The sequence below is a fragment of the Lacinutrix mariniflava genome, from assembly GCF_001418015.1.
GTDB classification, from domain to species: domain Bacteria; phylum Bacteroidota; class Bacteroidia; order Flavobacteriales; family Flavobacteriaceae; genus Lacinutrix; species Lacinutrix mariniflava.
Genome location: NZ_LIQG01000026.1, coordinates 906,810 through 921,881, shown reverse-complemented (window position 1 = coordinate 921,881; position 15,072 = coordinate 906,810). Strand labels below are relative to the sequence as shown.

The window sequence follows — 15,072 nt, the reverse complement described above, 5'->3', positions numbered from 1 at the left end:
TATGGAACTACTAATCTTAAAATCGGCAGCATGCTTAGCTATTTTAATAGCCTTCTATAAATTGTTTTTAGAGCGTTCAAGCATTCATAAATTTAAACGTTTTTATTTATTAGCCGCATTGGTTATTTCAATTGTGATTCCGTTTATTACGTTTGTAGAATATATAGAACCTGTTTACAACGTTGAAACTTTCGTAACAGATTCGTTTACTCCGCCTCTATATTTTCCAACAGAAACAATAATAGAAGAACCAACAAATTATTTACCAATACTATTATGGAGTCTTTATGGGCTTGGTGCTTTACTTTTTGCATCAAAATTTGCTATAAACCTATTTGGTATCGTTTCGAAAATTAATAGAAACGAAAAACAAAAACATAACAATTTTATTTCAGTTTTATTAAACGATTTAATAGTACCTCACACCTTCTTTAGTTACATCTTTTTAAATAAAACAAAGTTTGAAGCTAAAGCCATACCGCAGGAAGTATTATTACACGAGCAAACACATGCAAGCCAAAAACACACCTTAGATATTTTATTTATAGAGCTTTTACACATTGTATTTTGGTTTAATCCATTGCTCTATATTATAAAGAAAGACATTAAACTTAATCACGAATTTCTAGCAGACGACGCTGTTTTAAAGCAAGGTATAGACTCATCAACTTACCAAGAGACATTGCTTCAATTTACTTCGAATGCAAACCAAATGCCTTTGGCAAATGCCATCAATTATTCATTAATCAAAAAACGATTTACAATTATGAAAACACAAACCTCAAGAAAAGCCATATGGCTTAGAAGTTTATTATTACTGCCTCTTTTAGGCGGATTACTTTTTAGCTTTAGCGGAAGAGAACAGGTTGAGAAGGACGCTGAGTCTGCTATGCATTTCCCTTCAGAAGAGCAAGTTAATAACACAAATCCAATACTTGAACTAAAACAAGACAACACAGATTCTGAAATTGAAAAATCTCAAAAAGAAGCAACACCTGAACAAGTTATAGAATACAACAAGTTAGCAAAACACTACAATGCAAAAATAAAGAACAACGCTGTAATTAAATTAAAAGACTTTAACCGCATTAAAGAATTATATAATTTATTAAGTGATGCTCAAAAAAAGAAGGCAGAACCATTTCCTAATTTCCCACCTGCTCCTGCTCCACCTGCTCCGTTAACAAAAGAAGAAATAATTAGTAGTGAAAGTGGTTTTATAAAATACATGAAACAAACTGAAGCAAATAAAGACGCTATTTTTTATAACGGTAAAAAAATTACGTCTAAACAAGCGACAGCCATTTATAAGAAAGCTGGTAAAATAGATATACTAACGCAACAAATTGGACAAGGAGAATACACAGTAAATCTTTCTGATGCTAAAGGAGCTGCTACTACAATTAAAGCAGAAAACCTTACTAAAAGCAACACTCAAAAACAACTAAGTAATGAAAATGAAGTCCAAACCACTTTTGTAACTATAAATGGTAGTACACATTATAAGGTTACACATTCTGGCAACACCAAGTATTATAATAGAAAAGGCTACTTAACAGATGAAAATGGTAAATTATTATCTAACAAACCTGTAAATGGTGACCAAGTTATTCCTGGCCAAAACATATCTGAAGTATATAAAGACAATAAAGTTGTTGTTGCATTTAAAAAAACTGAATCACAATTACCACCACCGCCTGCGCCTCCAAAAGTAAAAAAGGGAGAGGTTTCTAATATCCCGCCACCTCCTGCTCCTCCTGCTGCTCCAAAATCTACAGTTGAGCATGCAAGAGAAATGGCTAATATAAATGCAGATTTTTATTATAATGGCGAATCAATTTCATCTAACAAAGCAATAAAACTTTTAGAGAACAACTCTAAAATGAACATTTCAACCCATAGTAATAATGGAAAAAGAACTGTGAATCTATCAAACAAACCTATTACGACAGTAAATGGTAAAGTTGTTAATAATAAACCCCAAACAGGATCTCTAGATATAAATGGAGAAAAACATTTTTATTCTACTAAAAATGGAATAACTCGATACCATAATACATCTGGTGATGAAGTTGATGAAAGTGGAAAAAAATACGGAACTATAGAGTCTATTAAAAACATAAAAGGAAACAGTAATGGCTATATCCGAATAAAAAATAAAACGTGTTATTATGTAAAAGAAGAGGATACAATTAAATACTATAATCGTTTTGGAGTTTTAATAGACGAAAATGGTAAGGCCCTAAAAACTTCTAACAAAAACAATAAAGACTCTTTTTTTGAAGACAGAAAAAGCACCTACCAAAATGAAAAAAAAGCTAGGCTTCAGGAACGTAAGAAAATCCTTGAAGAAAGAAAAACATTAGTTGAAGACAGAAAAAAAGAAAGAGAAACATTGCTTGAAGAAAGAAAAGAAATACTTAAAAATGCAGCCTCTCCTACTTCAAATAGAGAACAAAAAACACAAAGTCTTAAAACTTTAAAAGAACAAAAAAGGACACTCATAGAAGAAAAAAAAGAAGAAAGGAAAGCTATGATTGAGGAAAGAAAAGAAATACTAGAAAACAGAAGAAATCAAATTAGAAGACCTCTATCTGAACAATTTAAAGGCATGGAAGACAATGGAACAACCTTTTTCTACGAAGGTGAAAAAATTTCTGAAGCCAAAGCTATTGCGCTTACAAAAGAAAACCCAAAACTAAATGTATCGATGCAAAATAATAATGGCGTATCTACAGTTCATTTATCTAAAAAAGGAATTAAAACGGTTAATGGTGAAATAGTTAAAGAATAACCAACTAAAGTGCAATTATTAAAAGACCTGTAACATTTTAAAATGTTACAGGTCTTTTTTTGTCAAAAATAATGTAACAAAACATACGGTTTTGCGTTCTAATAGATAATCAATTCTTTATTAATTTAAAGAATCATCAATCAAAATCAATCCTCATGCTTAAACAATTCTTCATCATCTGCTCTGGAGCAGATACAGACCTTTTAAAAAACAGCGCCAATGGCGAACAAAACAAATATGCTGGCATTGGTGCTACTGTGTTTTTTACCGCTGTAATAGCTTTTATAGCATCGTCTTATGCATTATTTACGGTTTTCGACACTCTATATGCAGCCATTGGTTTTGGCTTAATTTGGGGATTATTAATTTTTAATCTCGATCGCTTTATTGTCTCAACCATTAAAAAAAGAGGTTCTACTTTAGATCAAATCATTCAAGCGTCTCCAAGATTAATCTTAGCGGTTATTATTGCTATTGTAATTTCTAAACCTTTGGAGTTAAAGATTTTTGAAAAGGAAATTAATCAGGTTTTATTAGAACAAAAAAACGAATTAACCTTAGCGAATCAAGACCAAATTGCCCTTCAGTTTAATCCAAAAACTGAAGCACTTGAACAAGAAATTGTTACACTTGAAAATGAAATTATAACTAAAGAAACAGAAGTTAATGCACTTTATGATGTTTTTATAAATGAAGCCGAAGGCACTTCTGGCACAAAACGCTTAGGAAAAGGACCTGTTTATAAAGAAAAACGAGATAAGCATGATGCTGCGCTTTTAGATTTAAAATTATTAAAAGAAACCAATGCAGAAAAAATTGCAACTATTGAAACTGCAATTACTACACTAAAAACAGACTACGACACACAAGTTGCTACAACACAACCTATAATTGATGGTTTCGATGGTTTAATGGCCAGAGTTACGGCTTTAAACACCTTGCCTTGGTTACCTTCGTTTTTTATTTTCTTATTGTTTTTAGCTATTGAAACGTCGCCAATTTTTGCAAAATTAATGTCGCCTAAAGGTGAGTATGATTTTAAATTAGAAGATCAAGAAACGGCTATTAAAACTTTAGTGGACCAAAAAGTACAAGAACGAAAATTAGCCTTAAAAACGGATTTTATTATTAATGATCGCGTTTATAAAGATATCGCTGAGGAAGATGAGTTATATGAGTATAAGCGTAAAAAAGCAAGAGAACTTATGCAATTACAAGCGGATGCTTTTTATAATGGACAGAAAAAATTATTGTAAAAGAGTAAACTGTTTACAGCTGTTGTATTAATTTTTAATTCTGAAATAGTGTTTTTTAAGATGCTCTCGCGTTAAGGATAGAAACGGCATCCTTTTTTATTTTTCTTAAAAAAGATATAGTGAATAGCCTGACCTATTGTAATACTAGAAGCCTTTTGCTTGTAGTATTACAATAGGTAACGCCATAATATTAAAGTTTCTTAACGTATTCTGTAATAATAACTGTTAAGGTTGGACCTACTTTACCTTCTATATAAGTTGCATTTTCGCGGTCTAAACGTATGTTTCTAACTGCTGTACCTTGTTTTGCTACTTGGCTAGATCCTTTAATTTTAAGGTCTTTAATTAACACGACAGAATCTCCGTTATCTAAAATAACGCCATTTACGTCTCTGTGTATTATTTTATCGGCTTCGTCTTCATGCTCTCCTGTTGCTCTTGCAATGGCTAGATTATCGTCGTCTAAATACATCATGTCTAACAAATCTTTTGGCCAACCTTCGCCTCTAAGTCTTTGTAGCATTCTCCAAGCCATAATTTGCACAGCTACATGCTCGCTCCACATACTATCGTTTAAACATCGCCAATGGTTAACATCCATTTCTGTTTCACCTTCTATTTGGTCGTTACAGTTTTTGCAAACTAATACGCAGGTATCTACAGTTTCGGTTAATGATGGTGGTATATTATATTGTCTTGTATCTATAGTAGAAGTACATAACTCGCAAGTTGTATTGCTTCTATCTTGTAACATTTGAAGTACGCTCATTGTCTATTTTTTTGATATTTACAAAGATAACAATTGCGTTGTGTTATGCTATAAAAAGATGATTAAGATGCACGCTGTATACTTTCTGTTAAACCTTTATCCACAAAAACCTCTAATAACTTAGCATTATCTGAATTAAATGTAACGTCCTGTGTGCTTGCAGGAATTAATATGGTTTCTCCCATTTTTAGGGTTTCGGTATGTAAACCTGCTGTTATTTCCACCATGCCTTCAACACACATAAAGACTACAAACGAATCTAAATTAGAATATGTTTTAATTTGACGCTTTGAAATATTTAAAATATTAGTTGTAAAATACTCGCATTTAACCAGGTTAGTTTTTGTGTTTGGTTGTAAAGTATAGTCGGCTTTTCCGTTGGAATCAAATTGTTTTGTTGCTTTTTCTGCTAGTTGCGTGTGTAGATCTCTCTTTTTACCCGAAGCGTCTGTTCTATCCCAATCGTAAACGCGATATGTAATATCTGAGGTTTGTTGTATTTCTGCTGCCAAAACACCTGCTCCAATAGCATGTATTTTTCCTGCTGGAATAAAAAAACTATCGCCTTTTTTAACTAATTCTCTATTAAAAACTGAATCTACATTTTTTGAGTTAATATGGTTTAAAATTTCGGGTTTTACTGTTTTATCTTTTAAGCCTAAAACAATATCTGCATTAGCATCACTATCCATAATGTACCACATTTCTGTTTTCCCAAAACTATTATGATGTTTTTTAGCCATTTTATTATCTGGATGCACTTGTACAGAAAGGTCTGTTTTTGCATCTAAAAACTTAATTAATAATGGAAAATTATAACCAAAATTCGCAAAATTATCTGCTCCTAAAAAATCGGCTTCGTGTTCTGCAATAAGACTTTTTAGACTAGATCCTTTGTATACTCCATTACTTACTTGAGAAATGTTTCCGTTAACATCAGATATTTCCCAGCTTTCACCAATATTATCTTTATTTGTTTCTTTTCCTAGCAAGTTCCCTAGTTTACTTCCTCCCCAAATTTTTTCTTTTAATATTGGATTGAATTTTATTGGATATACTTTCATTATTATTATTTTTAATGACCTCTTTGGTACTGAAGATTAATAAACTTATTCTCAATTTTTAGGTTTTTTAAGTAACCGATTACAGAAAACAGACTCTGAAATAACGTTTGTTTCATTTTATGCTTTTTTACTGAATTTTGGTTGTAATCTAAAATAAACTCTTCATTTTCATTAATCGCTTTTATTAAACCATTTAAACCATGATAACGAATGTTTAATAAATTAGTAGTGACATATCCTAAATGATTTAAATCAAACTTATTAAACATAAATCTTGCACCAGATCTTACTGCAGAGTTATCAGGTTTAAATTTCTTGATATTAACTACTGACACGTTATTACAAGCTTCTGTAATCTCTTTTAATAATTTATACGTATTGTCTTTACTATCGTTATTAACTAAACAGAGTTCTAAGTTTTTAGTTTGTTTTATTTGTTCTATAAAAAAAGAAGTATCAATCTCTTTTTCGTTATTATGAAATATTATGATAATTCCTGTTTTCATGATCTAAAGGTTTCTAAAAATTAATAATTATGCTACTTTTAATTCTGACGAAATCACAACTTTAGTGTCTTGTTTTTTTGTTCTATAAACCCAAGCAATTTGCCCTAATTGTCCAACAATTTTTACCGAGTCTTTCATAGATAATTTAGAACCATCTGCATGAATCCATCTTTTTAAAGGTTGCTCGCAAAGCATTGCTTTAGCTTCTTTTAAGCCGAAACGGATACTCATTCTTTTAAAGATTTCGACATCAAAAATCCATTGTGTTACAAATTTCTTTGCAAAAGCAACCTCAATAACATCTTTATGGAAAATTTTAGCACCACATTGTGTGTCTTTAAAATCCATTTTTAAAATCTTTCTGATTATAAAATTAATAGTTAAACTAATTATTTTTCTAGCAGATTCTTTAGTAATATTTGCTCCCATTCTTGAAATACGAGAACCACTTACAATTTTAAAGTCTGAAGTTTCAATAGTCTTTACCAAATCGTCAAAATCTGCTAAGTCTGTAGATAAATCTGCATCTAAAAACCCTATATAATCTAAATCTTCTTTTTTAGCCATGTGCAACATTCCTAAACGTACAGCTTCTGCTTTTCCTCCATTTTTTTCACAGTCGTAAACTGTAATAAAATCTTCTCTTCCTTTTTGTAAAGTTTTTAAAACGTCTAACGTTTTATCTTTACTGCCATCATTAACAAAACATAAGTGGTAACCAGAATTTTTATCGATATAGTTAATAAACTCTTCACTTAACAAACGCTCTTCTTCATCATAACAAGGGATTACAACACCTACACAACGTTCTTGGATCATCACGTCGCTTTTAGTTACTCCATTTTGCACTTCTGGCGCTCCAATTAAACGTTTTACACGTGCACTAATCTCGTTTAAGCTTAATGGCTTTTTCATGTAGTCATTAATTCCTAACTCAAAACCTTCAGTTATTGTTTCATCTTTTGTATCTCCAGATAAAACCATTATTGGTGTTTGAGAATTTTTAGTAATTCTTATGTGTTTAACAACTTCTAATCCAGAAATTCCTGGCATATTAATATCAACGATTACTAAATCTGGATTAAAAGATTCGTATAATTCTAATCCTTTTTGTGCATCTGTTTCAATTTTTACTTCGTAACCTAACTCAGCTAATCTCTTTTGTAAAGGCAGTAATACTAATTGTTGGTCGTCTATTGCTAAAACTTTCATAATAAGTTGTTTTGTTTGTTATTGATGGTACAAATGTACAAGAGAAAGAGACCTTAAAATTCTTATTTAGACTAAGCGATATTTAAGTGTCGACGAATGGTAGATTGCTATAGATAATTAAAAATTGAACCGCTATTATATTTATTTATCTTTACCATAATATTATAGCTCAGGCTTTAAATGAAGGAAACCTCAAACAAATACTTAATCGTTGCCATCTTATTAGGATTGGCATTTCATGGTAGTGCCATCTTTTTTACTTTGGAAACTACTTATGATGCCTTAATACACTTATTTTTTGCAGATCATTATGCAAATAGCTGGTTTGAGCCTTGGAATTACGAATGGTATACAGGTTTCACAGTACAAAGCTACCCACCTTTAGTCCACCAAACTATAGGTTTATTTTCTTTAATAGGAGGCTTAAAGTTTGGTATGTTTAGCGTCGCATTAATTGCCATTGTACTTTTTATAACAGGAGCTTATCGTTTTTCATTAATGATGACAGCTAACAAAACAGTTGCAGGTTATGCAGCCGTTTTAGCTGTATTCTCATCGTCTTTTGTAGAAACGCTTCACATATTTGGGCAATTACCAAGTATTATAGGTGTTTCTGTATTAATGCATGCCTTACCAGAAATCTATTTGTGGTTAAAAACAGGTAAGAAATGGTATTTAGCAACCTCGTTATCTTTAATTGCAGTAACGGTTACTTCACATCATGTTACACCTATTTTTGGGATGATATTTTTTATATTTCCATTAATAGGAATGGTAATTATGGATGTTTCACGTGAGCAAGTAAACACCATGAAAGAGGTGACTTTTAAAATATTTTTAAACAGTTTTTTTAAACTTTTTAAACGTATTGTAAGCTTCGGTATGTTATCGCTAGTATTAATTGTAGGTTGCATTTTTCCATATTGGCTAAACTCTAAAGCCAACCCAATTACGCAAGTTCCCATTCCGCATGGTTCTAGAGATAATTTTTTAGAAATTACATCGTCAGGTTTAGTATTCTTTTTAATTCCTTGGGGAATTTTACTAATTTTACTACCATACATTTTTTACAGATATTACAGCAAACGCTACTTGTTTTTCGGTTTATCTATCACCATTTGTACTATATTAGGAACTGGAGGAACCACGCCTGTGCCTTTAAAAATGTTAGGAGAAACTGCTTTTAATATTTTAACCTTAGACAGGTTTACGCTTTGGGCTTCTATTCTATCCATACCTATAATGGGAGAGTTTACCTATCGTTTTGTTGAAGGCGATTTTAAAGCACTCATTCAATCTAAATTTGGTGCCATTTACCATCGTATTATTGGTGGAATATTAGCAGGACTTATGGTGTTTATGGTAGTATTTACAATGAGTTTAAACTATTTTAGACCATCGCAACCACAAAAAATAAAAATGTTACCTATTGTGAATTTCTTAAATCAAGACGATCACGATAAATGGCGATTTTTAACCTTAGGCTTTGGTGACCAAATGGCTTGGTTAAGTGCACAAACAAATGCCATGACTGTAGATGGAAACTACCATTCTGCAAGACGTCTACCAGAATTAACCACAAGACCAATAGAGCGTTTAGAAAACTCTAAATTTAAAGGCGTTGCAGGAATTGGCTCTTTACAGCAATTTTTAACCACACCAGAAAAATACAATCTCAAATACATATTTTCTAACGATAAATTTTACGATCCCATTCTCTATTTCTGTGGCTGGCAACGTTTAAGGCAATTAGAAAATGGCATTATGGTTTGGGAACGACTTAATATTCCTCCTGTATCTTCTATTTTACCAAAAGAAGATGTTGCAAAATGGCTAAAAATAATGTGGGGAATCATACCATTTTTAACCGTTTTAATTGCTTTTGTTTTAAACATACAAATGCTTTGGGTCATTGCTTTAAAATCTAAAATTAAGCCTATTCCAGATTTTTTAAAGTTTCCAACAACTTATAATAAATTTAATCGCAATGTATTACGAATTACGCATATTTGGTCGCTAATTTTAGCAATAGCTGTATTTTATGGTATCTATTTGTTTTACCTAAAAAACGATTCGCAACGCAGTCCAGAAAATGCTATTATTGCTTATTATGATGCGCTAGATTTTAAAGAATTTGAAAAAGCCCATAGCCTTATAGATCCAGAAAGTAAGTTGCCCATTGCACAATATATGTTAGAAATTTCTGTAACAGATGGTTTATTAAGTAGTTATGCAAAAATGGATGCTATTGAAACTGAAATAACAAAACATAACGACAGTACAGTATCTGCCAAGGTAACGAGCCAATGGATTACACCTTTGGAAAAGATTGAAAAAGTAGATTATAAATCGTTATCTAAACATAAAGATAAATGGTATTTACAACCAGACGATTTAAATAACGACTTACCACCAGATCAACTGTATTCTGCTAACGCAACCAAGTATTTCAACCAAGGTCGTAGACGTATTACAACCGAAGCAACGCATCACGAAGATATTTTAAAACAACCTGTTTTAGAAGTAGTTTCTGCTAAACTGGTGCAGTATGATGGTAGTTATGCTATAATTGGAGAAGTGCAAAATATAGACAACGTTCCAGCAGATGTTATTTTAAAAGGAACACTTTACAACGATGATAATAAACAACTAGCAACCTACAACGCCAAATACCATATTAAGCATAAATTAATGCCTAAGGAATCGAGTAGTTTTCGTATTAATTTTGAAGGCATTGCTTGGTCAAGAACTCAAGATTCTATTCCAGACACTTTTAATCCAGACGAATTTACTCCAATTGAATTTGAAGAACAACCAACAAAATTCAACTTACAAGCAGCAGGAAATGTTTCAGGATCGGATTTATACAAAAATGTAGTATTAAGCGCTATTGATATTAAAGATAAAACTATAAACGGTAACTTATTTAATAGTGGTATTCAGGAAATTACCATTCCACAGTTATTAATCACCTATTACGATGAAAATAAAAACATGGTTTGGGTCGATCATTTATTTGTAAAAGAAGGTGTGAGACAGCAACGTAAACAGGATTTTGAATATCAAATTTTGAAGGACGGAAAAGTAAAAATCATAAATTCAGACATGAAAAACATCTTTGTAAATGGTTTACCAAACGATGCCATTGCTGGAAAAATAGTACCAAACAGAATTGAAAACCATAGTGATGCGCAATTACAAAAAATTGACCATCCTGATTTTAGTTATATTAAAATAGAAATTAACACATACATAGGAAGCCCTAATTAATGCAGTTAAAAAAAACATATCTGTTGTTTTTAAGTTTGATTTTTGCATCATCATTTGCTGTCGCACAACAAAGTGGCGCTTCAAATAAAGTTAAACTATTAACTACGCAAACAGATTTTGAAGTTGGCAATTATATTATTTTAAAATTTTTAGTTTCTGCAGAAACTAAAAATCCTATATTATATTGCTCTAATAGTTATGGATCGACTTTAGTGTCTTCCAACATAAAGAATAATTTTATCGAATTTTACATCCCTGATAATATCACAAAAAAAACAGGAATTGTTAATTGGACCTTGGTCGAAGAGTCCCAGAACTTGTCTGGTAAAATTAACATTAATCCAAAAGCAGAAGTTGCCACTATGGAAACTTATATTGGGCCTCCAAGTATTGAAGCTGGAGGAACAGATTACACTATGTTGGTTGTTATTCCAACAGATTCTTTAGATAATCCTGTACCAACAAATACAATGGTAAATGCTAAGTTTCAGTTTTTAGCTTCAGAAGAAAAAGAAGATATTTTTACTAATAATTTAATTGCTTACAGGAATATAAATTCTAAAAGAGAAAGTGGTCGTATGCTGGTATCTTCAGAAAGTTTAGGCATCAACTCAAAAGAATTCACCATAAATGTTACAGCCGCAATTCCTACGGATTTCACTATTTCTGCCAAACGACCTCATGATTATTCCGATGGAAACCAAATTACTACATTTTTTACTTCAGTAATAAAAGACAAACAAAATAATGTGGTAAGTGATGGTACTTTTGTAACGTTCTTCATTAAAAATAAAAATGAAAATATTTTAAAAACCACAGGAACAACTATTGAAGGTGTTGCTCATGCAAAAATGATTCATCCAGATTATGAAGACAATTGGAGCATTAAAGCTTATGTAGATGGCATGTCGGAAAGCAATACTATTTCATTAAACTATAAACAAGTTATTGAAGATTTTAAAGTTGTCTTTTCTAATAACAATAGAGCTATTGTAGTTGGTCCTTTACAAAGTTTTATGCAGCAAATGATTCCTGATGGATTGCATGTAAAACTGAATATTTACAAAGACAATACATTGGTAGATTCCGTTATAAAAACAGCGTATAATGGTTATGTAAATTACACTTTAAAACCAGCTATTTATAAAAATGGAGTGTATCGTTTTAGTATTGAAACCGCAGGAAAAACAAAAGAATTTAACACTAAAAAGCTATGGTAGGTCTAAATAAAAACATACTACGTACCATATTAATAACCTCGTATATTATGATTGTAGCCTTAATTATTTCTGGTATTAGCGCATTGTTTAGCTATTTAAACACTGGAGCAGATAGGAGCACAATGCTACATACCGAAATACAGAAAGTAGAACAGTATTTGCCAAAACTGATTTGGGAACCTTTAAATAACGAAGGACGACCAATGGATAATGAGAATTTAAATGCCTTACAAAACGATTATTTAGATGCATGGTATGTAAAGCAAATTGCCTACAAAACCAATAAAACTGCTGGAATAAAAGATTATTACACAGATAGTGCAAGACAAAATTTATATGGTTTTATTGAAATGAATAAAGCCGAAAATATTACTATTGAAGCCACAACTTTAAAGCATAATCCAACCTTAGAGTTTTTTAGTGAAGATGGACAACTAGCTGTTATTACAGATCGAGATGTTGTAGAATACAAACGTATTTTTAAATCTGAAAAATTAGTGCTTGAAACCACAGAAACGTCTACATATAAAATGGTTTTTTTATTAGAAGATGGTTTTTGGCGCATTAGGCATTTAGTGAAAAAAAACAGCGAAGAATATAGTCCAGAAATTACAAAAATTGAAACCGACAGTTTAACTATTAAAGGCATAAATTATTATCCACAAGCCAATCCTTGGGATATGTTTGGAGATGGTTTTTCTACAGATACTATATCAAAAGACTTTAAAATAATTAAAGATGCTGGTTTAAACTCAGTGAGACTGTTTGTACAATATGATGATTTTGGAAAAGCAGACGTTATTCCTAAAAAGCTCAAAAAACTTAAACAAACTTTAGATTTAGCTGAGACTCACGAATTAAAAGTAGTCTTAACACTTTTCGATTTTTATGGAGACTATTCGGTTATGAGTTGGACGCTAAACCAACGTCATGCAGAAATAATAGTAGAAGCTGTAAAAGACCACAACGCATTAATAGCGTGGGATATTAAAAACGAACCCAATTTAGATTTTGAATCTAGAGGAAAGGAAACGGTTATTGCTTGGTTAGATAATATGATTGATTTGGTAAAATCTGTAGATGCTGTACATCCTGTAACCATTGGTTGGTCTAACACACAAAGTGCTTCTATTTTAAAAGACAAAGTAGATATTGTATCGTTTCATTATTATGAAGACTTAAGTAAGCTGGATGCAGCAATTAAAACCATGAAAACAGAAATACCAAACAAGCCTTTAGTATTACAGGAATTTGGCATCTCATCATATAGCGGTTTTTGGAAACCTTTTGGAAGCTCTAAAGACGACCAAGCCAATTACCACAAAAAAATCCAAGAACTCATTGCAGCTAATAATTTGCAATTTATGTCTTGGACTTTATATGATTTTACTACGGTACCAAAGGACGTTGTAGGTAGTCGTCCTTGGCGTAAAAACACTCAAAAACACTTTGGTTTTATTGACAAAAACGGAACAAAAAAGGCTTCGTTTAAATACATTACTAACTAATTGTTTGGGACAAAAAAGGCAGTGTTTAATTCTGTTATTCTGTTATTGTAGGTTGTAGTATAACTGTGTCTTGAGTTGTTGTTCTTGTATTCTTTTTAGTGATAATTCTATTAAAACTACTTAAATACATGTTTGCTATTTTCTCCATTGGATATGCTGTTGCAGCTTCGTAATTAGCTTTTCCTAAAGCAACTCTATGCGCTTCGTTTGTTACAATAGCTTCTATTGCAGCTGCTAAACTTTCTACAGATGTTGGCTCGAAAAACTCACCTTTATAACCTTCGTCTTTTACTAATAAAGCAAGATCTCCTAAATCTGGCATCACTACTGCTTTACCATAACTTCCTGCTTGGTGTAATACTCCAGAGCTTCCTGTTGTAGAGGTATAAGGAAAAACAACAACCGCACTTTCTTTAAATAAAGTTGGTACTTCGTGTTCTTCTACATAACCTGTAAAACGTACTTGTGATACATGCTTATAGTCTTCTTGTACTTTTGCTAAATAACCTGGTACATTTGGATTATCTGTTCCTGCAATTACAACTTCTAGATCTAAACCTGTTGTTGCTCTTACTTTTTCTACAGCTTCAATCATAGCCTCTACTTTTTTGTAGGTTCCAAATTTTCCAAAAGTCATCACTTGTATAGGTCCTTGAGGAATACTGTATTCAGGTTTCTCTTCTGAGATTTCAAAAGTACCATGCGGAATTAATGTTACATTTTTAGCATTGTATTTTTTCTCTAAAACGTCAACATACTTTTGCATGGTTACTGCAACCGTATCTGCTTGTAATATTAATTTAGTTAAGCTGGTTCCTATAAAACCATATAACTTTTGCATTAATTTGTTACTTGTAAATCCTGCTGATCCTAAATCTACTTCTTCTAAAATATTATGCAATAAGACAATGTTTGGTATCTTTTTTAATTTGCAAACTAATGGTAACATTAAGCCTAAAGCTGCTGCTACTTTTTTGTCTCCAAATTTCATGAATTGTAAGTTAAATAATACTGAATCTGGTTGTGTGTTATTAATAGCTTTAGTAACATTTATTATGTTTTTGTAGCTATTAAATTCCCAACATTCTTTTACTGTAATTTTACAACCGTCTTCTGTAAAAGCAATATCTTTTGCTCCTTCCGTTTTATCTGTAAGCAACACTATTTCAGTAACACTTTCTTTTTGTCTAAAGTGCTTTACTAAATGGTAAGCATATTCGTTTAATGTTACTTTACTTGGTGGATATGCGGTTACGATTGCTAGTTTCATAATGTATAGTTTTAAAGTGTTTGTTAATATGTTGTTTGTTAATTACACTACAAATTTGCGTTATAAAAGGCAGTAAAATGGTCAACTTTAGTTGGGTTGCAAGTTGCTATCGACGAATGGAATGAAGGTGTAGATTTACCATTTACCGATAGTTGAATTATAGATGTAAAACAGAAAAAGCTGCAGTATAAAACCACAGCCTT

General features: G+C 31.5%; 10 protein-coding genes. 5 read left to right on the top strand and 5 right to left on the bottom strand.

The genetic code is table 11. The features are described from left to right. The first annotated feature begins 1 nt into the window (after window position 1). On the top strand, window positions 2-2,794 hold the full coding sequence (locus ASC44_RS11110) for a M56 family metallopeptidase (RefSeq protein ID WP_055447668.1): 2,793 nt from the start codon (window positions 2-4) through the stop codon (window positions 2,792-2,794). 155 nt (window positions 2,795-2,949) lie between these two features. Further along, a complete protein-coding gene (locus tag ASC44_RS11105; protein WP_055447667.1) occupies window positions 2,950-4,050 on the top strand; it encodes a DUF4407 domain-containing protein in 1,101 nt (366 codons plus the stop codon). A 190-nt stretch (window positions 4,051-4,240) separates the two neighbouring features. Here the strand turns inward: ASC44_RS11105 and ASC44_RS11100 are convergent, their stop codons facing one another. The 4 genes from ASC44_RS11100 to ASC44_RS11085 form a co-directional block, all read right to left on the bottom strand. Next, window positions 4,241-4,819, bottom strand: a complete 579-nt coding sequence (locus ASC44_RS11100) for a PhnA domain-containing protein (RefSeq protein WP_055447666.1) — start codon at window positions 4,817-4,819, stop codon at window positions 4,241-4,243. Between the two features lie 62 nt (window positions 4,820-4,881). After that, on the bottom strand, window positions 4,882-5,883 hold the full coding sequence (locus ASC44_RS11095) for a type I phosphomannose isomerase catalytic subunit (protein ID WP_055447665.1): 1,002 nt from the start codon (window positions 5,881-5,883) through the stop codon (window positions 4,882-4,884). An 11-nt stretch (window positions 5,884-5,894) separates the two neighbouring features. Further along, on the bottom strand, window positions 5,895-6,389 hold the full coding sequence (locus ASC44_RS11090) for a glycosyltransferase (RefSeq protein WP_055447664.1): 495 nt from the start codon (window positions 6,387-6,389) through the stop codon (window positions 5,895-5,897). Between the two features lie 27 nt (window positions 6,390-6,416). Further along, window positions 6,417-7,601, bottom strand: coding sequence for a response regulator (locus ASC44_RS11085; protein ID WP_055447663.1), 1,185 nt, complete (start codon window positions 7,599-7,601; stop codon window positions 6,417-6,419). A 180-nt stretch (window positions 7,602-7,781) separates the two neighbouring features. Between ASC44_RS11085 and ASC44_RS11080 the strand changes: the two genes are divergently transcribed. Genes ASC44_RS11080 through ASC44_RS11070 form a run of 3 tightly spaced genes read left to right on the top strand, consistent with a single transcriptional unit; the run spans window position 7,782 to window position 13,599 of the window. Next, on the top strand, window positions 7,782-10,871 hold the full coding sequence (locus tag ASC44_RS11080; protein ID WP_055447662.1) for a hypothetical protein: 3,090 nt from the start codon (window positions 7,782-7,784) through the stop codon (window positions 10,869-10,871). Next, entirely contained in the window at window positions 10,871-12,091 is a 1,221-nt protein-coding gene (locus ASC44_RS11075; protein WP_055447661.1) for a hypothetical protein, read from the top strand. Before ASC44_RS11080 ends, ASC44_RS11075 begins: the two co-directional genes overlap by 1 nt. Next, a complete protein-coding gene (locus tag ASC44_RS11070; protein ID WP_055447660.1) occupies window positions 12,085-13,599 on the top strand; it encodes a glycoside hydrolase family 2 TIM barrel-domain containing protein in 1,515 nt (504 codons plus the stop codon). Before ASC44_RS11075 ends, ASC44_RS11070 begins: the two co-directional genes overlap by 7 nt. 34 nt (window positions 13,600-13,633) lie before the next feature. Here the strand turns inward: ASC44_RS11070 and ASC44_RS11065 are convergent, their stop codons facing one another. Beyond that, window positions 13,634-14,869 carry a glycosyltransferase gene (locus tag ASC44_RS11065; RefSeq protein WP_055447659.1) on the bottom strand — a complete coding sequence of 412 codons (1,236 nt, stop codon included), beginning with the start codon at window positions 14,867-14,869 and terminating at the stop codon, window positions 13,634-13,636. Between the last annotated feature and the right edge of the window lie 203 nt (window positions 14,870-15,072).

Excerpts from the sequence above, each read along its gene's own strand:
- ASC44_RS11110 (WP_055447668.1), top strand. The coding sequence starts at position 2 with ATGGAACTACTAATCTTAAAATCGGCAGCATGCTTAGCTATTTTAATA.
- ASC44_RS11105 (WP_055447667.1), top strand. The coding sequence starts at position 2,950 with ATGCTTAAACAATTCTTCATCATCTGCTCTGGAGCAGATACAGACCTT.
- ASC44_RS11100 (WP_055447666.1), bottom strand. The coding sequence starts at position 4,819 with ATGAGCGTACTTCAAATGTTACAAGATAGAAGCAATACAACTTGCGAG.
- ASC44_RS11095 (WP_055447665.1), bottom strand. The coding sequence starts at position 5,883 with ATGAAAGTATATCCAATAAAATTCAATCCAATATTAAAAGAAAAAATT.
- ASC44_RS11090 (WP_055447664.1), bottom strand. The coding sequence starts at position 6,389 with ATGAAAACAGGAATTATCATAATATTTCATAATAACGAAAAAGAGATT.
- ASC44_RS11085 (WP_055447663.1), bottom strand. The coding sequence starts at position 7,601 with ATGAAAGTTTTAGCAATAGACGACCAACAATTAGTATTACTGCCTTTA.
- ASC44_RS11080 (WP_055447662.1), top strand. The coding sequence starts at position 7,782 with ATGAAGGAAACCTCAAACAAATACTTAATCGTTGCCATCTTATTAGGA.
- ASC44_RS11075 (WP_055447661.1), top strand. The coding sequence starts at position 10,871 with ATGCAGTTAAAAAAAACATATCTGTTGTTTTTAAGTTTGATTTTTGCA.
- ASC44_RS11070 (WP_055447660.1), top strand. The coding sequence starts at position 12,085 with ATGGTAGGTCTAAATAAAAACATACTACGTACCATATTAATAACCTCG.
- ASC44_RS11065 (WP_055447659.1), bottom strand. The coding sequence starts at position 14,869 with ATGAAACTAGCAATCGTAACCGCATATCCACCAAGTAAAGTAACATTA.